The organism is Staphylococcus sp. GDX7P312P (assembly GCF_008385775.1).
Classification (GTDB): domain Bacteria; phylum Bacillota; class Bacilli; order Staphylococcales; family Staphylococcaceae; genus Staphylococcus; species Staphylococcus haemolyticus.
On sequence record NZ_VUKI01000049.1, the window covers coordinates 14,435 to 36,559 of the forward strand.

A 22,125-nucleotide genomic window follows, 5' to 3' on the forward strand; every position below is an offset into this window, starting at 1 on the left:
GGACAGAATTTAAAATCAATTCATTGTCCCACCACCAAAAGAATAACTATAGTTGAAAGAGGCTGGCTATGAGCACATGCTCAATTTAGATAGCTACTATTAAAATAATAGTTGAACTCAAAATATTACTTTAGTCCAAAAGGCTTCACTATAGGCTTATCAATTGTCTGTTTACTGAATATCATCCCACCAATGATTACCATCTCTACTTAATAGTAAATCACTTTCTAATGGTCCATTTGTACCTGACTCATAGTTAGGGAAGTTAGGTTCATTCATAGTCCATTCATCTTGTATAACATCAACAAACTTCCATGTAGATTTTAATTCTTCCCAATGTGTAAAGTTTGTAGCATCACCTTTTAAACAATCGAATAGTAAATTTTCATAGGCATCCACAGTGTTCATCTTATCTTGAGCACTCATTGCATATGATAATTGAACGGGTTCTGTATCAATACCTTGGATGTTCTTTTTCGCGTTTAAATGAAGTGATATACCCTCATTAGGTTGAATATTAATAACTAATAAGTTTGAATCCAACAATTTATCGGTCTGATAGTATAGGTTCATTGGTACTTCTTTGAACTCAACTACAACTTGAATCGATTTAGATTTCATACGTTTTCCCGTTCTAATATAAAAAGGTACGCCAGCCCAACGGAAGTTATCAATTGTTAGTCGGCCTGATACAAAAGTTGGAGTATTTGAATCTTCGGCTACTCGATCTTCATCTCGATAGGCAATGACTTTTTCACCATCAATAAATCCTTCATCATACTGTCCACGTACAAAATTTTGTTTTACTTCTTGAGGATCAAGCTGTCTAAGTGATTTCAATACTTTAACTTTCTCAGCACGTATATCTTCACTATTTAAGCTGATTGGCGCTTCCATAGCTAAAAGGGCAACCATTTGTAACATATGATTTTGTACCATATCTTTTAATGCGCCACTAGATTCATAATAACCTCCACGGTCCTCAACACCTAATACTTCTGAGGATGTTACTTGAATGTTTGAAATGTATTTATTATTCCATAATGGTTCAAACATTGCATTCGAAAAGCGCAAGACTTCTATATTTTGAACCATATCTTTACCTAAATAATGATCAATTCTGTATATTTCTTCTTCTTTAAATGAGCGTCTTAATTGATTGTTTAATTGCTCAGCCGATTTTAAATCACTGCCAAATGGTTTTTCAATAACTAATCGTTTAAAACCAGTAGTATTGGTTAAACCAGATGATTTTAAGTAATCCGAAATAATACCAAAGAATTGAGGTGCCATTGCTAAATAAAATAAGCGATTTCCTTTTAACTGATATTGTGAATCTAATTCATTTGAAAAACTCAATAATGAATCATAACTTTGTTCATCACTTACATCATGTTTAAAATAATAGACATGTTCCATAAATGCATCAATTTGATCCGTATCTTTGACATGCTTTTGGATAGAACTTTTAACTTGTTCACGAAAAACTTCGTTCGTGTAATCTCTACGTCCAATTCCAATTATTGCAATATGTTCATCTAAATTATCTTGTTGAAATAGGTGGAATAGTGATGGAAATAATTTTCTATGACTTAAATCTCCGGTAGCACCGAAAATAGTAATTAAACAAGGAATATGTTTAGAATGTTTACTCAAGTTCAAAACCTCAATTCTATTAATACTATGATTGTATTATTATAAATTATATTTGCACCGCTTCAAACTGATTTGCCTAATTTTCTTATTTTGCTAGGGCACTTATATAATGGAATGATGCACAATTTAATATCATTATAACTCAAAATGTATCTTATGCATTTATTTTATGTCTTTTTATAGCAAAAATAACCACATATGATAAAATATATTGAAGGAAAAGGAGGCATATGCATGGAAGTTACATTCTTCGGAACAAGTGCTGGGTTACCTACTAAAGAGAGAAATACTCAAGCTATAGCTTTAAACCTTGAGCCTTTTTCGAATAGTATATGGCTATTTGATGTCGGAGAGGGCACACAACATCAAATATTACATCATTCAATTAAGCTAGGAAAAGTTGACCATATTTTTATAACGCATATGCACGGAGATCATATTTTTGGATTGCCTGGACTACTAACAAGCCGTTCTTTTCAAGGTGGAGAAAACAAACCACTGACAGTTATTGGTCCTAGAGGTTTACAACAATTTATTGAGACTACTCTAAGATTATCTGAATCTCACCTAAACTATCCGATTACTTATATAGAAATTGATAATCATTTCACATATCATCATAAAGGATTCTCAATTAGTGCACATTTGTTAAATCATGGTATCCCTTCTTATGGTTATCGCATTGAATCTCCGACAACACCAGGAACAATTGATGTTGAGGCACTTAAATCAATTGGTTTATATCCTGGACCAAAATATCAAGAAGTAAAATCTTACGATAATTTTGAACATGAAGGACAAGTATATAATTCGGATGATTTCAAAGGGCCAGCTAAACCCGGACCAATTATATCCATCTTTGGTGATACAAAACCATGTCAGTCGGAATTGAGCATTGCTAAAGATTCTGATGTAATGATTCATGAAGCTACATACATTGAAGGCGAAAAAACATTAGCAAATAATTATCACCATAGTCATATTGAAGATGTTTTTGAATTAATAAAACAAGCTAATGTAAAAAGAAGCTTAATCACACATTTAAGTAATCGCTATAATCACGAGAATATTCAACTTATTAAACAACAATTAAAGACACATGAAGACGTTCCAAATTTTGAATTTGTTAAAGATTTTGATACGTTTAAAATTTAAATACTACTAATACTTTAACTTTTTAAAATAAGTATAATTAAAATTACAAAGTAAAAGACTAGGATATAGAATTCATATAGAAATCATTATCCTAGTCTTTTACAGTGAAATTAATTATCTTCATTTTTAGATAATTCAACGCTACGATGAACTGCCGCATTCAAACAATCCTTAAATATTGCTTCAATATCATGTTGAGCTAGTGCATTTAAACCCGCTTGAGTTGTTCCGCCTTTAGAAGTAATATTTTTACGCAACTGTTCCATACTTAAATCTGATCTTTCAATCATCTTACTTGTACCAATAATTAAATTTTTAATTGATTCTTCGACTTGATCCTTCTCAAGACCTAAATCTGTACCTGCTTTAACATATTGTTCAAAGACATGATATAAAAATGCAGGACCGCTTCCTGTAATCGCAGTTACTTGATGTAAGTGGTCTTCATCCACCTCAATTACTGAACCAAAAGCATTTACTAAATCGATAACCTCTTCTTTTGATTTAGGTCCAAAATTTCCTGAAAAGCTGATACCTGTTACAGAATGACCAACTTGTGCATTTGTATTAGGCATAATTCGAGCGATAGGATTTTCAACATGTAATTGTTCCTGAATATAATTGATAGGTAAACCAGCCATAATAGAAATAAAGCGATTGTTTTCATTGATGTATGGTTGAATTCTTTGTGCTACTTTTTCGAAATCATAAGGTTTAGAACCTAAAAAGACATAATCTGCGTCTTGTAATAATTTTTCATCATCGTAGCTGTATTCAACACCTAATTCCTCAGCGAAATTTTTTAACGCTTCTTCATTCGATTTATTCGTTAAGTAAATATCATGTGACTTTAATTTTTTTGAATTAATTATACCTTTGAAGATTGCTTGTGCCATATTTCCTGCACCATAAAATACTAATTTCATTGACAACATCATCCTCACTCTTTAATTTATAAAACCATAGTAACATATAAGTAGCACTTCTTTTTATAAAAGTTAGTGCTACTATACGCATGAGCTTTAGCTCAGGTGGTCCCTGTGCACTTCTTTTTATAAAAGTTAGTGCTACTATACACATGAGCTTTAGCTCAGGTGGTCCCTGTGCACTTCTTTTATATCAATTAATAACTTTATGTATGAAATGATTTAAGTTATCATAATCTTAATCATAATTAAAGAGGGTATTACTATGTTAGGTAAACATTATATCGTTACTGGAGGCACTAGTGGATTGGGGCTTGAAATCACTAAGCAACTTATCAAAAAAGGGGCTCATGTTACAATTCTTGCTAGGAACAAAGAAAAATATAAACAAATCAATTTCAAACCATTTGAAAAGAGAGTACAAATGCTAACTTGTGATTTGCAAGATAAAAATGCTATTAGCATGTTACCACAATATATCGATACGCAAATTGACGGTATAATTTATAGTGCTGGCCTTGGGTATTTTAAATCGATAAGTCAACATTCCACTAATGAAATGTTAGAAACTTACGAAGTTAATATCATCGGTTTTAATTTATTACTGCATGCCTTACTGCCATATTTATCCAAACATGCGAGTATTGTAGGAATTTCGAGTCAAGCAGCATTCATCACACAGGCAAATGCGGCTCATTATGGTGCATCTAAAGTGGCTTTTAATGCAGTTCTGAATGCACTTCGTTTAGAACATCCATCTTACCATGTCATGTCAGTTAATCCCGGACCTGTTCGAACGCCTTTTCACGAAAAAGCAGACCCAAGTCTCGCATATGCACACAAGTATGACGCAATGATGTTGGATCCAACACTATTAGCTAAAGATATTATTGACGGTATTATTAAACGTAAATGTGAAATCAATCAACCTAAATGGATGCACTCCGCTTTAAAATTTTATCAATTATGCCCTAGATTTCTTGAATCGCTTTTTCCATTTTTATTTAAAAACAAACAGTAAATAGGAGTGATTGTATGTTATGTTGTGTGAATCGAGACGTCAAACAATGTATTGAGAATGTGAATACATTATCACCACAATCAATTTTTACTATTACAGATTTATTAGGACAAGACTATTATGATTCATTAGATTCTGCCGAACAATCATTTATAGATTTCAAATTTCATGAGCTAATATTAAGAGGGGAAATCATGAATGTAGTTATTAAAGAAGAAAGTGAACATGATAAACATAGATATTTAAAGCAATATTAAATAAAATCAATTTAAATTGAAACAAAAAGGTGTTTAGGACAAGTTTTTAATTTATTGTCCCTAACACCTAAGTCATTATTTAAAAATTAATTAAGCATGTTATCTATTTTAAATGTTGAGTATATTCTAAGTTCTTAACTCTTTCTCGAGCTGCTTTCACTTGATTAAGACTTACTTTTTTATTGTAATTATTAACGTTTTCTTCTAATTGTTTTGGCGAACTAGCGCCAACGATAATTGCGCCAAGTGCATCATGAGATTTTAAATATTCAAAAGATAACGCACTAAGATTACTTTCTATTTCTTTAACAGAAGCAATCGTTTCTCCTAAATCATGATGTGTATAATCAAAAATGCCCTCACTAAATTTATGATCTAAAGCATCAATACTATTGGAAGTTAACAAACCTTTAAATACGGGTCCGCGTGCTAATACTTTAACGCCTTTCGCATGGATGTCATTCAATAATTGTTCTGGACGATTATCAATTAAATTAAATTGCGACATAATTGTCTCGATTTCACTATGTTTTAAATAATAATCAATAACATTTGGGCGTATTGAAGAAATACCATATGCCTTAATGATACCTTCTTGCTTTAATTCATTAAATGCACTAATCGTTTCATCCAATGGATCATCTATTGTACCACCATGCAATTGATATAGATCTATATGATCTAGTCCTAATCGTTTTAATGATCCCTTTACACTTTCTTTAATATATTTCTTAGAAGGGTCCCATGTTGTACCTCCATCTTCAGTAGGGCGATTTCCAACTTTTGTTCCAATTACAATATCTTCACGATTTTGATATTTTTTTAAAGCTTTGCCCACAATTTCTTCATTAGTACCTCTATCATAAATATCAGCAGTATCAAAATAAGTGATACCACTTTCGATCGCTTTTTCAATGATAGGTTCAGCATTAGCATACTCTGTACCTAAACTCATACAACCTAACCCTAATTCTGAAATTTCGATGCCACTCTTTAAAATATTCTTTTGCATGTCCAATCTCCTTTCGATACACTTTAGGTAACGCATTCATCTTACCAATTTATATAATGAATTAAAAGGGACGTGAATTTAATGGAATTTAATGAAAAGACGTTTGATAGAACAGTAATTTATAATGGCAAAATTATAGATTTAGAAATTCATGATGTGGAGTTGCCTGATGGCAATATATCTAGAAGGGAATTAGTCTACCATAACGGTGCAGTGGCAGTCTGTGCAATAACGCCTAATGACGAAGTATTACTTGTTAAGCAATTTCGTAAACCAGTTGAAAAAGCTTTGTTAGAAATACCCGCTGGAAAATTAGAACAAGATGAAGTTCGTGAAGAGGCTGCCAAACGAGAATTAGAAGAAGAAACAGGTTATGTGGCAAATAATTTAGAATTTATAACAGACATGTATGGTTGTCCTGGATTTACTAATGAAAAACTCACTATATACTTCAGCAATAATCTAAGCGAAGGGCAACTCAACCTAGATGAAGATGAGTTTGTTGAATTGCATAAAGTACCGATTTCAGATATAAAAGCATTGCTTGATAATCATGAAATAGAAGATGCTAAAACCATAATTGGTTTACAATATATATTATTAAATTATAATCATTCTAATTAAGTGCTGTAAATCTCTTGCATTTAATTGAAAATATTGGTAATTTAGTAATTGAAATATTTTCAATTTAAAATGATTATAATTATTGATAGAGGAGTGTCGCTCCCATGGAAGAACGATTAAATCGAGTTAAACAACAATTACAACAATCTTCATATAAATTAACACCACAAAGAGAAGCCACAGTACGAGTTCTAATTGAAAATGAAAAGGATCACCTAAGCGCGGAAGATGTATATTTAAAAGTGAAAGACAAAGCACCTGAAATTGGACTAGCCACTGTTTATAGAACTTTAGAACTTTTAGCTGAAATAAAAGTAGTTGACAAAATTAATTTTGGTGATGGTGTTGCACGCTTTGATTTAAGAAAAGAGGGCGCTAAACACTTCCATCACCATTTAGTGTGTATGGAATGTGGTAAAGTTGATGAAATTCATGAAGACTTATTACCTCAAGTTGAAGAAAGAGTAGAAACAGAATATAACTTCAAAATTCTTGATCACAGATTAACTTTTCACGGCGTTTGCGCTGAATGCCAAGCTAAAGGAAAATAGATTAACTAATAGGCTAGGACAATTTTAAATCATTGTCTTAGTCTTTCTTAATACTATTACATAAAAATGATTTGAGTTTATTCAAATAGAGGTGTTGTCATGGAAACAATTATCGAGGAATATTTAAAATTTATACAAATTGAAAAAGGGTTAAGTGAAAATACGATTGGCGCTTATCGCAGAGATTTGAAAAAATATCAATTATATATGCAAGAACAAAAAATTGCTCATATTGATTTTATAGATAGACAAACAATACAAGAATGCCTTGGTTCTCTAATAGATCAAGGCGCTTCCGCAAAATCCATTGCAAGATTTATTTCAACAATACGTAGTTTTCATCAATTTGCTCTACGCGAAAAATATGCTGCTAAAGATCCCACCGTTTTAATTGAAACGCCTAAGTACGAGAAAAAACTTCCAGATGTTTTAGATGTTGAAGAAGTAATTCAGTTACTAGAAACACCGGATTTAACTAAAAATAATGGGTATCGCGATCGTACAATTTTAGAGTTATTATACGCAACAGGCATGCGTGTTACTGAATTAATAAAAATCGAGATAGAAGATGTCAACTTAATTATGGGATTTGTTAAAGTTTTCGGTAAAGGGAACAAAGAGAGAATCATTCCATTAGGTGACACTGTCATTGAATATTTAGATACTTATATCAATACTGTTAGACCTCAATTACTTAAAAAAACGGTAACGAATGTACTGTTTTTGAACTTGCATGGTCGACCTTTGACACGTCAAGGTATATGGAAGCTAATTAAACAATATGGTTTAAGAGCGAATATTACTAAAACTTTGACCCCACACACATTAAGACACTCGTTTGCTACACATTTATTAGAAAATGGCGCAGATTTACGAGCAGTTCAGGAGATGTTAGGTCATTCTGATATTTCTACTACTCAGTTATATACACATGTTTCTAAAACTCAAATCAGACAGATGTATAACCAATTTCATCCGAGAGCCTAGACCACAAATAAATACTCTTAAATTGGGAGTGGATTAAGAGTACTTTCATAAAAGTTTCCAAAAAAATATTTTATAATTAATGTAAGTCGAGCTACTCTACATTTTATTTTAAATCCTTTCCACTCCTAATATTTTGTTTTTCAATCATCGCTTGATGTCTTGCACTGATTACATCACTTCTATCTCGTTTTATATGATGATTAACTATATATTCATCTTGAGTTAAATGTGTTGTAAATTTGTAATCTGGATAAGTATTAATAATCTGTTTTTCAAAAATATTATTTACCGGTATGTATACAGGTTTAAAAGATTTTGAATCTTCAATGGATTTAATTTGACTTAAAATTAATGTTTTAAAATCTTGCTCATTAAGTTGCAACAACGTTTTATCATTTGCTTTTTCAAAAGTGCCCAATGACTTTTTCAAAGTTACAAGTGCACCTTTTGTATTACCTCTTCTATAATGGTACATAGCAGTTGAAAATAAAATTAAACTCACTATGCCATCCTTTTTAGAAAAATTTATATTTGATTTCCATGCTTCTTCCAAAATATCATGACATAAGAAATAATGTTGGTGTTTGTGAAAATAATAATAAAAATCGATTAGGGCTTTGTCCAATCCATCTCATCCTTAATTTAATGTTTGTATTATTCATGCTATAATATTTTAGTAAATTATGCACGATAGAGATTCAATATGAGGACGATTAATATGTATGAAGTAAAATTAGATGCCTTTAATGGCCCATTAGATTTGCTACTCCACTTAATTCAAAAATATGAAATTGATATTTATGATATACCAATGAAATCATTAACAGAGCAATATATGCAATATGTCCATGCTATGAAGCAACTAGAAATTAATGTAGCTAGTGAATATTTAGTTATGGCTTCAGAGCTATTAATGATAAAAAGTAAATTATTACTCCCTCAACATGATGTAGACGATAACCTTGAAGAAGATCCACGTGAAGATTTGGTAGGTCGATTAATTGAATATCAAAATTATAAAGAATACACACAATTGTTAACTGAGAAAAAAGAAGAGCGAGAGCACTATTTTACTAAACACCCAACTGACTTATCCCATCTTGAGAAAAACGTCACATGGGATGAAAGCCAAACCTTAGATTTAACGGATTTAATTGTTGCTTATCAACGTGTTAAAAGCAGATTAGCTCTTAGTAAGCCTAAGACAGTTGAAATAATTAAAGAAAGTTTCACTATTCAACAAGCTACTGAAAAGGTAACGACACAATTAAAGCATCATACTTCTTTTAACTTCTTCAGTTTATTTACTTTTAGCGAGCCAATAGAACAGGTGGTTACTCACTTTTTAGCTATATTGGAGATGTCTAAATCAGGAGTAATCAACATAGAACAAGTTAGAAGTTTTGATGATATACGTATCATTAGAGGAGTGAATTTTAATATTGGATAAACACGGAATCATAGAAGCATTACTGTACACAGCTGGGGATGAAGGGCTTGACGAAAAGCAATTATTAGAAATTCTCGAAATTAATCAAGCTAAATTATCTGAAATAATTTCATCATACACCTCTAGTGGTTTAATAATTCAAAAATTTGGTTCAACATATATTTTAACTTCAAAAAAAGAAGCTTCACCTTATATTGAACAATTAATTGAACAAAAATCTAATATGAAGTTATCTCAAGCTGCAATGGAAACATTATCAATTATTGCATATAATCAGCCATTGAGTCGTAGTGACATAGAATTAATTAGAGGAATTAATTCTGATGGAGCAGTTAGAACATTAATTGCGCGTGGATTAATTGAAGCTAAAGATGTAGAAAATTCTCGTAGTCATGCTTTACAAACAACGGATTTGTTTTTAAATGTATTTGGAATAGAAAAAATTGAAGATTTACCAACAACTGAAGAAGATGAAGAAGAAATGGAAGATTTCTTTAGTAATTTAGTAAATCAAAAAGGAGATACAAAATGAGTAAAGAATTAGAAAGGCTTCAAAAACGAATTGCTAATAGTGGATACACATCACGCAGAAAAGCTGAAACTTTAATTACCGAAGGCAAAGTTAAAGTTAACGGGCAAACCGTAACTGAATTAGGTACTAAAGTAAAAAGTTCTGATACAGTTGAGGTTGAAGGGATTAAAATTGAACAAGAAGACAAAATGTATATTTTGTTCTATAAACCAACTCAAGTTATAACAAGTGTGTCTGACGATAGAGGACGAACTGTGGTTACTGACTACTTTAAAGATTTAGAGACAAGAATTTATCCTGTTGGTAGATTAGATTATGATACATCAGGATTATTGTTACTTACTAATGATGGCGAATTTACAAACTTAATGACTCATCCAAGATATCATATTCAAAAAAAATATGTGGCTAAATTAAAAGGTTACCTCATGAGAGAAGAAGTTAAAGCTTTAGAAAATGGGATTGAACTTGAAGATGGTTTTACTCAACCAGCTCAAGTCAAAGTAAAAAAGCAAGATAAAGATAAAAATATTACACTTGTAGAAATCACTATTAGTGAAGGACGAAATCGACAAGTTCGTCGTATGTTCGAGCATTTTGGACATCAAGTTGATAAATTAACAAGAATGGAGTTCGGCAACTTGAATCTTAAAGGATTAAATGCAGGTGAGGGCAGAGTACTGACACCTCATGAAGTTAAAGTACTAAGACATATGGCAGAAAATGGAAAATAAATGAAGTATATTTTACAATAGCAAGAGAAATTAATATCATTTAATTTCTCTTGCTATTTTTTCACAAAGTTAACTTTTAAGTAAAGCTTTCAATCATGCTGTATGCTATAATAATGAGTGAATTGAGCATGTGTAGGAGGTATAAACAAAATGACAAACGAAATATTAATTGTAGACGATGAGGATAGAATCAGAAGATTATTAAAACTATACCTAGAGAGAGAATCGTTTACGATTCATGAAGCAAGTGATGGCAAAGAAGCTTATAATCTTGCTATAGAAAATGACTATGCGTGCATACTTTTAGACTTGATGTTACCAGAAATGGATGGTATTGAAGTAGCATCTAAGTTACGCGAACATAAAGACACACCTATAATTATGCTTACAGCTAAAGGCGAAGAAACAAATAGGGTAGAAGGATTTGAGTCTGGCGCAGATGATTATATCGTCAAACCATTCTCACCAAGAGAGGTTGTTCTAAGAGTAAAAGCATTATTACGTAGAACGCAATCTTCTAAACCTGAACAAAGTGAACCTCATGCAAGAGATGTTATTGAATTTAATCATTTAATTATTGATAATGACGCGCATCGTGTATTAGCAGATAACCAACAAGTTAATTTAACTCCAAAAGAGTACGAATTACTTATTTATTTAGCTAAGACGCCTAATAAAGTGTTTGATCGTGAACAACTTTTAAAAGAAGTATGGCATTATGAATTTTATGGAGATTTAAGAACAGTAGACACTCATGTTAAACGCCTGCGTGAGAAACTAAATCGTGTATCAGAAGATGCTGCACATATGATTCAAACTGTTTGGGGTGTTGGTTACAAATTCGAGGTAAAGTCTAATGACGAACCGACTAAATAGTGTGGTAATAAAACTGTGGTTAACTATACTTTTCATAGTAACGACAGTTTTAATTTTATTAAGCGCGGCATTAATTACTTTTATACAATACTACTACACACAGCAAACTGAAAATGCTATAAGAGAAGATGCGTCTAGAATCAGCCACTTAGTTGAACAAGCTGATAATAAAACTTTAGCCATAAAACACAGCCAACAATTAATAGATGGATCAGGTGGCGTTATTATAATGGCTAATAAGTCTTCAAGTATTAAAAGTTCAAATAGCAATACTAAAGACAAAATGCTTGAAGAGATACACAAGAATTCGCAATTCCAACGCGTCTTCTCTCAAGGAAAGTCTACCACTCAAAATATAACAATAAGTAATAACGGTAATTCCCATTCCTATATTTTGTTAGGCTATCCTATGAAAGCGCAAGAAAATGCAAATTCAAAATATAGTGCAGTATTCATTTATCAAGATTTAAAGTCTATTGAAGATACTAATAATGCAATTACCATTATCATTTTAATCACCGCCATTATATTTATCGCTGTTTCAACAATATTTGCATTCTTTTTATCAAATAGAATTACTAAACCTTTACGACAACTTAGAACTCAAGCTATTAATATTTCTAAAGGTGATTATTCAAAACAGACAAGTGTTTCAACTAAAGATGAGATAGGCGAATTATCACATACATTTAATAATATGAGTTCTGAAATACAAGAGAATATAGAAGCACTTTCAACTCAAAAAAATATAAGAGATAGTTTGATTAATTCTATGATTGAAGGTGTATTGGGTTTAAATGATAAGAGGGAAGTTATTCTTTCAAATAAAATGGCTGACGATATTATTAAATCAATAGACAAAACTGTATATAAAGAAATTGAAAAGCAAATTGAAACTACATTTGTTTCAAAAGACACCGAATTCCAAGAATATGAGATTAACAACAAATATTACGTCATAATCATGAGTTATGTAGAGAGAATTCAACAAGATGGCCGTAGTGGAATTGTAGTCATTATAAGAGATATGACTAATGAACATAATTTAGATCAGATGAAGAAAGATTTCATTGCCAATGTTTCACATGAATTACGTACACCTATTTCGTTATTACAAGGTTACACTGAATCAATTGTAGATGGTATTGTCACTGAACCAGAAGAAATTCGAGATTCTTTATCAATTGTATTAGATGAAACGAAACGTTTAAATCGATTAGTAAATGAATTATTAAATGTGGCTCGCATGGATGCAGAGGGTTTAACTGTTAATAAAGAAAAACAACCTATTAAACCTTTACTATCTAAAATGCAAATGAAATATAGACAACAGGCTGAGAATTTAGAATTAAATATGTCATTAGAACCAAACATCGGTGATGAATTGTGGGAATACGATGCCGATCGCATAGACCAAGTTCTAACAAATTTAATTGACAATGCCACACGTTATACTCAACCAGGTGATTCAATATCAATTACAACAACTACGGATGATTCCTCTCAAACGTTGTACATTAAAGATACTGGGAGTGGCATATCTCCAGAGCATCTTGAACTCGTATTCGACAGATTTTATAAAGTAGAGGCTTCAAGAACTAGAGGTAAACAGGGAACTGGTTTAGGACTATTTATATGTAAAATGATAATCGAAGAACATGGTGGTACTATTAAAGTTGAAAGTGAAGTAAACAAAGGTACAACATTCATAATTAAGTTACCAAAGCCTAAAAATTAATATGCCTATTAATATATTTATTTTATCTAAGAGCAAGAGCCTGGGACATAAATAATATGATGATGCTATTTTGCAAATTCGCAGTAGCTTACTGAACTGAAAATGCGCTTAAATCAAGCTTTTTTCAGTTCTAGTCATCCTTGCGGGGGTGGGACCACGAATTTAAAAAAGAATTCTGTCCCACTCCCATTGCTCTTTTTTAAATAAGTCTAAGCACCATTATTGCGCAATGCTTTCACATAAGGTAATATAAAAATTAAATTAATCAATTATATAATTCATCTTCGGGGTAGGGTGCAATTCCCAACCGGCAGTAAATTAAGCCTGCGACCCGCTTCTTTGAAGTGGCTGATTCAGTGGAAATCTGAAGCCGACAGTATAGTCTGGATGGGAGAAGATGGAGGTTTTTTTGTTGTGCAAAATTATCTCCTATTCTATGTAAGATGAATGGAAGGAGAAAATTAAATATGCAACAAAACAAACGTCTTATCACTATTAGCATGTTAAGTGCCATAGCGTTTATTTTAACATTCATTAAATTTCCGCTACCTTTTTTACCACCATACTTAACATTAGACTTTAGTGATGTTCCATCTTTATTAGCAACATTTCTTTTAGGTCCCGTTGCTGGTATTTTAGTAGCACTTATCAAAAATATACTTAATTTTTTATTCAATATGGGAGATCCGGTTGGTCCAGTTGCCAATTTTTTAGCAGGTGTTAGTTTCTTGTTATCCGCTTATTATGTAACTAAGCGTCAGGGCCGTCACGGTGATAAACCACGTTCATTGGTTGTGGGGCTAGCAATAGGTACTATAGTGATGACTATCGTACTTAGTATACTGAATTACTTTGTTTTACTTCCATTATATGGAATGATTTTTAATTTAGGTGATGTCTTTAACAATCTAAAAATTATCATTTTATCAGGTGTTATACCTTTCAATATTATAAAAGGTATCGTGATTTCAATTATATTTGCGCTTTTATACAGAAGATTAAAACGCGTATTATCATAAAAAACCTCCTAATGTTGAACTCATTATTCAACATTAGGAGGTTTCATTATTAATTCACTCATAATATGTGACTATTCAAATTTAAGAGCATCACCATCAAATGGTTCTTCTTCAATCTTAATTGAATCAGTCGGACAACCTTCAAGCGCATCTTCCATATCTTCGTATAATTCTTCTGGTACTTCTGCAGTACCTTGATTATCATCAAGGATTACGAAAGCAATACCTTCGTCGTCATAATCGTAAATGTCAGGTGCAGCAGCACCACATGCTCCACAAGCAATACATGTATCCATATCAACGATTGTATACTTTGCCAAATTCTTCGCCTCCTTTGATAAAAATGCTACACTAGTATAACAAATGTTAAATAACACTTCGATTAATTTATTTACTATTCTATTAGTTATATAAAGTGAGGATTCATTAATGCATTCAATTATTACATATGCATCAAATCATTCATTCGATTATAAAACCAACAAAAGTATTTATAATATTTTGAATGGAAAAAAATCACATCAAACATTTTTTGATGCATGTTCCCAACAACTTTTATCATTATATCATAGTTTACCTAAATTAAAATATCCGTCTTTTGAGCGATTTTTAGATACCTATGATAATCAAAATACTGACATTACAATACATCCAAGATATACATACGATAGTATGATCCAAACTTTTAGTTGTATTCAATTACTAATCCAAACTATAACTCATTTTAAAAACAACCACTTAAACTTTATACCAATTACACAACAAATAACTGTTCAAAGTAGAGTAAAACAAATCTATTCAAAAATACTGGAACAAAATTTAGTTGATGATTTTGAAAAAGAAATCGAGCAACTCTTTCATTTTATTGATGAAAAATGTAGTAACAACTGTTTAATCCATTATTACCTACAAGGTTATGAAGAACCTATGTATACGCGACAGCAGGTTTCGTTAATAGAAGATATACCTGTAACTAAGTTATTTGTACTTGAACTCAATAATTTAGTGCAAATGATGTTTGCATTAGAAAACGATAAACAATTTCCTATATTAACTCAAACAATCATACTACCGACTTTGTTAAATAAAACGACAATTACGTATCATCAATTACTCAAAGGTCTTTCTATGGATGAGGCTGCAGTGACCCAAAATGTTAAAATTAACACAATCGAAGATCACGTTCTTGAATTATTTATAAAAGGATATTTTTCAGAATATCAAACCTTTGTTAATGGACCACAAACAAGTGAATTTATAGCATTCTATGATCAAAATAGAGGACATAAATTAAAATTATATAAAGAAGAATTTGATCATTTATCTTATTTTCAAATTAAATTGTTAATAGTCGGTATTGAAAGAGGTGAATTGAGTGCTTGAAGAAAAATTGAAAGAATGGTTCGGATTCTCATCATTTAATCCTGGTCAAAAAGAAATAATCGAAAGTGTAGTTAGTAAGAAAGATACTCTAGGTATTCTTCCTACGGGGAGTGGTAAAAGCTTATGTTACCAAATGCCAACCTATATGAAAGGAAAGCCAACATTAATAATATCTCCCTTAATTTCTCTTATGGATGACCAAGTGATGCAATTGAAAGCTCAAGGTGAGAAATTTGTTACTTCTATTCATTCAGGCATGGATGAAAATGAAAAACAACAAAACATAAATTCATTACACAAAAGTCGCTTTGTTTTTTTAAGTCCAGAATTTATTTTACAAACACAAAACTTTAAATTAATTAGGAATATTGACTTTGGATTAATTGTACTTGATGAGGCTCATTGTCTATCTGAATGGGGTTATGATTTCCGTCCTCATTATGCATTAATAGGGGAGATAACATCTCATTATAAAAATGCATCGATACTGGCTTTAACAGCTACAGCACCACCTCATTTAGAAAATGATTTAAATCTTATCTTATCTAGAAAATTAAATGTAATTAAGACTTCTATGAATCGAGAGAATATATCTTTTACTCACCTCAATTTTGAAAATGATGGTGATAAAATTAAGTGGCTGTTAAACTTTTTAGAGCAATCTGGTCCAACTATTATTTATGTTTCATCTAAAAAGGTCTGTCTAGAATTAGCCAATATGATATACCACCACGGTTATTTAACCGGTATTTATCATGGTGATTTGTCTTATCAAGAACGACATACTGTACAAAATCAATTTATGGAGAACTTTATACCCATTATCGTGGCTACTAGTGCTTTTGGCATGGGTGTTAATAAAAAAGACATTAGAACAGTCATCCATTTTCATTTATCAACAAGTCCTTCAAATTACTTACAAGAAATTGGTAGAGCCGGGAGAGATAATTTGCAATGCCAAGTGATTAGTCTATATCAGCCAGACGATAGCTATATATTAGAGACATTATTGTTTAGTGATGTGATAACTACTGAAGACATCGATGCTTTTGATATAGGAGCTTTTTTACCTCCTCAAAAGCAAGAAATACTAACCATATTGAGTCAAAGATATTCATCCAACGTACTCAAAACAATTTTTAACAATTCATTAATTCGAAAAAAATTAGGTTATCAAAGAATGATTGGTTATACATCCCTAGATCAATGTAGACGTCGTTATTTATTAGAATTTTTTGGTGATATTCCAACTCAACCTCAGCAATGTTGTGATATAGATTCTAATTTGATGCCTATAAAAGTTACCAATAGAAAAAAAGTTAAAAGAAAATTAAGTTATACTGAAAAGTTAAAATATTTATTTAAAGTATAGTTGCTTTTCTTTACTAAATTTATTTTAAGAGGATATAATTATAATACTTAAAGTTTTTCAAGAAATATTTAAATACTATACATATTTCACTCTTTGTGGGGTATATGGTATGTGATATTTAAATAATTATTTAAGAGAGGATGATGACCGTGTCTAAAAATAATTTTAGAGATGATTTCGAAAAAAATCGTCAGTCTATTAATTCTGATGATCAATTCGAAGATAATACAAACGAGTTTGATGAAAATTCAAATGAGTCCAATGATTTTGATAATCAATCAGACCAACAATTCCCACCTAGAAACGCACAAAGACGTCAAAGAAGACGTAACCAAGCTACTAATAAAAACAGAAAATTTGATAATCAAAATTCTGATTCAAATGCTAATGGTTCACTTGATGATCGACACGATGAAGACTCTTTCAATGAGTTACAACACAATCAGCAAGAAGAGCATCTAGATAACGAGCCAATACATAAGGATGACAAACGTTCTTTAGATAGAGACTTTAATGATGATGCTTCACGTAGAAATAATCGTCATGAAGCATCAAATAGAAAACATGATAAAGACTATGATAATGATAGTTTGAATGATGATGATCGTCATCGTCGTAATCGTGAAGAAAGTATCGATGAACGTCAAGATAATCGAAATCTTAAAGATCAACAAAACAATAAGTCTCGACATGGCAAAGACGCTGCAATAGCTGGAGGTGCTGGAGTCGCTGGAGCTGCTGGTGCTAAAGCTGCAAAAGACAAACGTAAAAAAGATGCACATCATGACTCAAAATACAACGAACATAAAGATGATTATGATTTAAATAACGATAATCAATATGATAACAACAGAAAACATGATAAAGACCTTCATGACGACCATCGTGACACCAAAGATAACCATTCTAAAGAAGAACCAAAAAAAGGTAATAAAGGTAAAAAAGCAGCAGTTGGTGCCGGTGCAGCTGGTGCGGCTGGCGCAGCTGGAGTAGCAGCTGCAAAACATAAAAAAGACCATAAAAATAATAATCAAAACCATAAAGATAATCATAGCCATAACAGAGATCATCAAGACGATCATAGAAATCATAAACATGACGATGGTAATGATGGATTCCAAGCTCACAATGGTAAAAAGAAACGTGGTCTAGCTGGTATTTTACTTCCACTTATCGCTTTATTACTTATTCTAGCGGCACTTGCTATCTTTATTGGAATGTATTTAAACAACGATAAAAAAGACAGCAACCAAGCAGATAACAAAACAGAACAAACTGCTAACAAAGATAGTAAAGACAAAGCTAGTAATGATAACGACAAAGACAAAGCAAGCAGTGACAAAGATAAAGACAAAGCAACTAATGATGACGACTCAAATGACAAAGCTACAACAGACAATGAATCATCTAGTAATTCAAGTGATGATAATAGTAGCACTTCAGATAATAGTACTTCATCAAACTCATCTGATAACAGTTCATCATCAGATAATAATGCTAGTAACTCAAATAGTGACAATAACAATGGTAACTCTCAAGCTACTTCAAACAGTAGCAGTCAAAGTAACAGTAATAATAATCAATCAAATAGTTCTAATTCAGGACAACAAACTCACGTAGTATCAGGTAATGAAAACTTATACCGTATCGCTATTCAATACTACGGAGAAGGTACTGTTGAAAATGTAAATAAACTTAAACAAGCTAATGGCTTATCAAGTAATAACATTTCTAATGGTCAAAAATTAATAATCCCACAATAACTTAGTTATCATTCAAAAAAGACTGAAACAAAATTGTTTCAGTCTTTTTTGTTTCAATGCACATATAATTTTAATTTTATATAAATATTGTGAGTGCTATTCTATTTAGAAATAGCGAAACAACTGCTATAATATATGGGTGATTAAAGGAGGCCAATGACATGCAAAGCATAGAAAGTATTATTATCGGCGGAGGCCCATGCGGTTTAAGTGCTGCTATTGAACAAAAAAGAAAGGGTATTGATACATTAGTCATCGAAAAAGGGAATGTTGTAGATGCTATATATAAATATCCAACACACCAAACATTTTTCTCATCTAGTGATAAATTAAGTATCGGTGATATTCCTTTTATCGTCGAAGAAAGTAAACCTCGACGCAATCAAGCACTAGTATATTATAGAGAAGTTGTTAAACATCATCAGTTAAATGTTCATGCATTTGAAGAAGTACTCACTGTCAAAAAAATTGACAATAAATTCACTATAACAACTACTAAAGATGTTTATGAGTGTAAATTTTTAACTGTTGCAACCGGTTATTATGGTCAACATAATAAGTTAGAGGTTAAAGGGGCAGAACTTCCTAAAGTACAACATTATTTTAAAGAAGCACACCCGTTTTTTAATTTAGATGTTACTGTCATAGGTGGTAAAAATTCTGCTGTTGATGCAGCATTAGAATTAGAAAAAGCCGGTGCAAATGTAACTGTACTTTACAGAGGTGATCGATATTCAGCTGCCATTAAACCATGGATATTGCCAAATTTTGAATCATTAGTTAATCATGAAAAAATCACTATGGAGTTCAATACGAACGTTACTGAAATAACAGAGAATAGCGTGATTTATGAAAAGAACGGTAAAGTTACAGAGATACCTAATGATCATGTATTTGCAATGATAGGGTATCACCCTGATTATGACTTCTTAGAATCTATTGGAATTGAAATTAATACAAATGAATATGGAACTGCTCCAGTTCATAACAAAGAAACTTTTGAGACAAATGTTGAGAATTGCTATATTGCTGGCGTAATTGCTGCAGGTAATGATAATAATGCAATCTTTATTGAAAATGGTAAATATCATGGCGGGATTATTACTCAGAGTATTTTAAGTAAAAAGCAAACACCACTTGAAAGTTAAGGACAGAAGTATAAAATAGCAGTATAGTTGATAAGAGCTGAGAACGACGCAACATTAGTGTCTTCTCAGCTCTTATCATCCTTATGAAGATAAATTAATATGATACAAAAAGATTATTAAGTAGTAACTTCTCAAGCAAATCAAATTAAATCACATTAAATCACATTATTTTTCTAAAATCTTGTAATTAATTTTGCTTTTCAAAATAATTTTTTAATTCTACAATATTGAGTTGATTACTTAGGCCAATTAGTAACTTAAGTCTTGCTTTAGGACCATTTAATCCATTTGAAAATATTAAACCTTTATTCGCTAATTGAAAGCCACCACCTTCATAGGCATATACTGGACTTACAATCCCATTAAAAGATCTAGAAACTAACACAATAGGTATATTATTATTTAAACAAGATTGGACACCTTTCAAGCAACTTGGAGGTAAATTTCCTTGGCCTAAAGCTTCAATGACGATACCATCTACGTTTTGTTGCGCATAAAAATTAAATATGTCACTTTCCATGCCCATATAAGCTTTTATCAATGGTACTTTTAACTGATAATTTATTATTTTAAATGACTGTTGTTTATAAGGTTGATTATAGAATTGAACATTATCTTTAGTTAATATTCCTAATGGTCCTTGATTTGGACTTTGGAAGGTATTGATGTTAGAAGTATGCGTCTTCGTTACATTTCTAGCAGTATGTATTTCATCATTGAATACGACCATAACGCCTTTGTCATTTGCATCACTAGAAGAGGCTACACGAATTGATGAAATGAAATTATATAATCCATCGGAACCAATTTCATTGGAAGATCTCATTGCACCAGTTATAACAACAGGACTTCTAATGTCTAATAATAAATCTAAAAGGTATGCAGTCTCTTCAAGAGTATCAGTACCATGTGTAACAACAAAACCATCATATTTATCTGTCTCATTAGCTTCAATAATTATATTTCTCAACTTCTCGACATTTTGAATCGTTATATGAGGAGACGGAATGTTAAATGGATGAATTTCATCAACATTAGCGTATTGGCCAATAATGTCTCTATGAAGAGATATTGGATTCACATCATTTGTTACTACTTGACTAAATTGGTTTTGGGACATACTTATTGTGCCACCAGTATGTATAACTAATAATCTTTTCATTTCGTTCCTCCTATTTTTAATTTACATATTTATGATAAAATAATACAAATAAAACAACAAGGAAGGATAAATAATATGGACTTAATAAATATTGCCTTGGATGGTCCTGCAGCTGCAGGTAAAAGTACTATTGCACGACAAGTAGCTAGTAAATTGTCTATGATTTACGTTGATACAGGTGCAATGTACCGTGCGATTACTTATAAATATCTTCAAAATGATAAACCAGAGGATTTTAAAACACTCGTTAATCAAACGACGTTGGAATTAACCTATGACAAAAGTAAAGGACAACGAATTTTATTAGATAATCAAGACGTCACTGATTTTTTAAGAGAAAATGATGTAACTCAAAATGTATCTTATGTTGCTTCTAAAGAACCTGTTAGAACATTTGCAGTTGAAAAGCAGAAAGATCTAGCAGCTAAAAAAGGAATTGTTATGGATGGCCGAGATATTGGCACAGTAGTATTACCAGATGCAGAATTAAAAGTGTTCATGATCGCTTCAGTTGAAGAAAGAGCTGAAAGACGTCAAAAAGAAAATGAACAAAGAGGTATCCCATCAACACTATCGCAATTAAAAAAAGAAATAGAAGAAAGAGATCATTACGATATGAATCGGGACATTTCACCTTTAAAAAAAGCTGATGACGCCGTTACAGTGGATACAACTGGTAAAACGATTGAAGAAGTAACTGAAGAAATAATGACTTTGGTTAACAATATTTAGATAAATAATGGCTCTACGTCAAATCGG

At 31.4% G+C, this 22,125-nt stretch carries 23 protein-coding genes and 1 riboswitch; of the genes, 17 read left to right on the forward strand and 6 right to left on the reverse strand.

The window, feature by feature from the left end; translation table 11 throughout:
• Window positions 1-171: 171 nt before the first annotated feature.
• Complete coding sequence (gene zwf / locus F1592_RS11820; protein ID WP_053017290.1) at window positions 172-1,656, reverse strand: glucose-6-phosphate dehydrogenase; 1,485 nt, start codon at window positions 1,654-1,656, stop codon at window positions 172-174.
• Between the two features lie 234 nt (window positions 1,657-1,890).
• Here zwf and rnz point away from each other — a divergent pair, with 234 nt between their 5' ends.
• A complete protein-coding gene (gene rnz / locus F1592_RS11825) occupies window positions 1,891-2,811 on the forward strand; it encodes a ribonuclease Z (protein WP_053017289.1) in 921 nt (306 codons plus the stop codon).
• 110 nt (window positions 2,812-2,921) lie between these two features.
• Here the strand turns inward: rnz and proC are convergent, their stop codons facing one another.
• Complete coding sequence (gene proC, locus F1592_RS11830; protein WP_037537029.1) at window positions 2,922-3,737, reverse strand: pyrroline-5-carboxylate reductase; 816 nt, start codon at window positions 3,735-3,737, stop codon at window positions 2,922-2,924.
• Window positions 3,738-4,002: 265 nt separating this feature from the next.
• On the opposite strand from proC, the gene F1592_RS11835 reads away from it, so the two are divergent.
• Window positions 4,003-4,758, forward strand: coding sequence for an SDR family NAD(P)-dependent oxidoreductase (locus F1592_RS11835; RefSeq protein ID WP_053017286.1), 756 nt, complete (start codon window positions 4,003-4,005; stop codon window positions 4,756-4,758).
• Between the two features lie 14 nt (window positions 4,759-4,772).
• Window positions 4,773-5,015, forward strand: coding sequence for a hypothetical protein (locus F1592_RS11840; RefSeq protein WP_037537033.1), 243 nt, complete (start codon window positions 4,773-4,775; stop codon window positions 5,013-5,015).
• 103 nt (window positions 5,016-5,118) lie between these two features.
• On the opposite strand, the gene F1592_RS11845 is transcribed toward F1592_RS11840, so the two are convergent.
• Window positions 5,119-6,027: an aldo/keto reductase gene (locus tag F1592_RS11845; protein WP_149809833.1), complete on the reverse strand. Its 909-nt coding sequence runs from the start codon at window positions 6,025-6,027 to the stop codon at window positions 5,119-5,121.
• Window positions 6,028-6,108: 81 nt separating this feature from the next.
• Here F1592_RS11845 and F1592_RS11850 point away from each other — a divergent pair, with 81 nt between their 5' ends.
• The 3 genes from F1592_RS11850 to xerD all read left to right on the forward strand — a co-directional run bounded on the left by F1592_RS11850 (window position 6,109) and on the right by xerD (window position 8,189).
• Window positions 6,109-6,651, forward strand: coding sequence for an NUDIX hydrolase (locus F1592_RS11850; RefSeq protein ID WP_149809832.1), 543 nt, complete (start codon window positions 6,109-6,111; stop codon window positions 6,649-6,651).
• 104 nt (window positions 6,652-6,755) lie between these two features.
• Window positions 6,756-7,202 (forward strand): ferric iron uptake transcriptional regulator, encoded by a 447-nt coding sequence (gene fur, locus F1592_RS11855; RefSeq protein WP_011275714.1) that lies wholly within the window; start codon window positions 6,756-6,758, stop codon window positions 7,200-7,202.
• Window positions 7,203-7,301: 99 nt separating this feature from the next.
• Window positions 7,302-8,189 (forward strand): site-specific tyrosine recombinase XerD, encoded by an 888-nt coding sequence (gene xerD, locus F1592_RS11860; RefSeq protein ID WP_053017282.1) that lies wholly within the window; start codon window positions 7,302-7,304, stop codon window positions 8,187-8,189.
• A gap of 103 nt (window positions 8,190-8,292) precedes the next feature.
• Here xerD and F1592_RS11865 read toward each other — a convergent pair whose 3' ends face one another.
• Window positions 8,293-8,814, reverse strand: coding sequence for a DUF309 domain-containing protein (locus tag F1592_RS11865; RefSeq protein WP_053017280.1), 522 nt, complete (start codon window positions 8,812-8,814; stop codon window positions 8,293-8,295).
• A gap of 93 nt (window positions 8,815-8,907) precedes the next feature.
• Here F1592_RS11865 and F1592_RS11870 point away from each other — a divergent pair, with 93 nt between their 5' ends.
• The 6 genes from F1592_RS11870 (at window position 8,908) to F1592_RS11895 (ending at window position 14,538) form a co-directional block, all read left to right on the forward strand.
• Window positions 8,908-9,639 carry a segregation and condensation protein A gene (locus tag F1592_RS11870; RefSeq protein WP_037537038.1) on the forward strand — a complete coding sequence of 244 codons (732 nt, stop codon included), beginning with the start codon at window positions 8,908-8,910 and terminating at the stop codon, window positions 9,637-9,639.
• Complete coding sequence (gene scpB, locus F1592_RS11875; RefSeq protein ID WP_037537039.1) at window positions 9,632-10,171, forward strand: SMC-Scp complex subunit ScpB; 540 nt, start codon at window positions 9,632-9,634, stop codon at window positions 10,169-10,171. The genes F1592_RS11870 and scpB overlap by 8 nt, the downstream gene beginning before the upstream one ends.
• Entirely contained in the window at window positions 10,168-10,905 is a 738-nt protein-coding gene (locus F1592_RS11880; protein ID WP_149809831.1) for a pseudouridine synthase, read from the forward strand. The genes scpB and F1592_RS11880 overlap by 4 nt, the downstream gene beginning before the upstream one ends.
• Before the next feature lie 150 nt (window positions 10,906-11,055).
• Window positions 11,056-11,781 carry a response regulator gene (locus tag F1592_RS11885; RefSeq protein ID WP_037537040.1) on the forward strand — a complete coding sequence of 242 codons (726 nt, stop codon included), beginning with the start codon at window positions 11,056-11,058 and terminating at the stop codon, window positions 11,779-11,781.
• Window positions 11,762-13,519 carry an ATP-binding protein gene (locus F1592_RS11890; RefSeq protein ID WP_149809830.1) on the forward strand — a complete coding sequence of 586 codons (1,758 nt, stop codon included), beginning with the start codon at window positions 11,762-11,764 and terminating at the stop codon, window positions 13,517-13,519. The genes F1592_RS11885 and F1592_RS11890 overlap by 20 nt, the downstream gene beginning before the upstream one ends.
• Before the next feature lie 276 nt (window positions 13,520-13,795).
• Window positions 13,796-13,922, forward strand: a riboswitch (FMN riboswitch).
• 64 nt (window positions 13,923-13,986) lie between these two features.
• Window positions 13,987-14,538: an ECF transporter S component gene (locus tag F1592_RS11895; RefSeq protein WP_053017276.1), complete on the forward strand. Its 552-nt coding sequence runs from the start codon at window positions 13,987-13,989 to the stop codon at window positions 14,536-14,538.
• Between the two features lie 71 nt (window positions 14,539-14,609).
• Here the strand turns inward: F1592_RS11895 and F1592_RS11900 are convergent, their stop codons facing one another.
• The gene (locus tag F1592_RS11900; RefSeq protein ID WP_002449743.1) at window positions 14,610-14,858 is read right to left on the reverse strand and encodes a ferredoxin; all 249 of its coding nucleotides are present in this window, start codon (window positions 14,856-14,858) and stop codon (window positions 14,610-14,612) included.
• 109 nt (window positions 14,859-14,967) lie between these two features.
• Here F1592_RS11900 and F1592_RS11905 point away from each other — a divergent pair, with 109 nt between their 5' ends.
• From F1592_RS11905 to ypdA, 4 genes are all read left to right on the forward strand, one after another.
• Window positions 14,968-15,921 carry a YpbB family protein gene (locus F1592_RS11905; RefSeq protein ID WP_053017272.1) on the forward strand — a complete coding sequence of 318 codons (954 nt, stop codon included), beginning with the start codon at window positions 14,968-14,970 and terminating at the stop codon, window positions 15,919-15,921.
• Window positions 15,914-17,293: a RecQ family ATP-dependent DNA helicase gene (locus F1592_RS11910; protein WP_149809829.1), complete on the forward strand. Its 1,380-nt coding sequence runs from the start codon at window positions 15,914-15,916 to the stop codon at window positions 17,291-17,293. The genes F1592_RS11905 and F1592_RS11910 overlap by 8 nt, the downstream gene beginning before the upstream one ends.
• A gap of 143 nt (window positions 17,294-17,436) precedes the next feature.
• On the forward strand, window positions 17,437-19,056 hold the full coding sequence (gene ebpS / locus F1592_RS11915) for an elastin-binding protein EbpS (protein ID WP_267918352.1): 1,620 nt from the start codon (window positions 17,437-17,439) through the stop codon (window positions 19,054-19,056).
• A 161-nt stretch (window positions 19,057-19,217) separates the two neighbouring features.
• Window positions 19,218-20,204, forward strand: a complete 987-nt coding sequence (ypdA, locus tag F1592_RS11920; protein ID WP_053017261.1) for a bacillithiol disulfide reductase YpdA — start codon at window positions 19,218-19,220, stop codon at window positions 20,202-20,204.
• A 187-nt stretch (window positions 20,205-20,391) separates the two neighbouring features.
• Here the strand turns inward: ypdA and F1592_RS11925 are convergent, their stop codons facing one another.
• Window positions 20,392-21,366: an asparaginase gene (locus F1592_RS11925; RefSeq protein ID WP_053017260.1), complete on the reverse strand. Its 975-nt coding sequence runs from the start codon at window positions 21,364-21,366 to the stop codon at window positions 20,392-20,394.
• Window positions 21,367-21,441: 75 nt separating this feature from the next.
• On the opposite strand from F1592_RS11925, the gene cmk reads away from it, so the two are divergent.
• Window positions 21,442-22,098 (forward strand): (d)CMP kinase, encoded by a 657-nt coding sequence (gene cmk / locus F1592_RS11930; RefSeq protein WP_011275729.1) that lies wholly within the window; start codon window positions 21,442-21,444, stop codon window positions 22,096-22,098.
• Window positions 22,099-22,125: the final 27 nt, after the last annotated feature.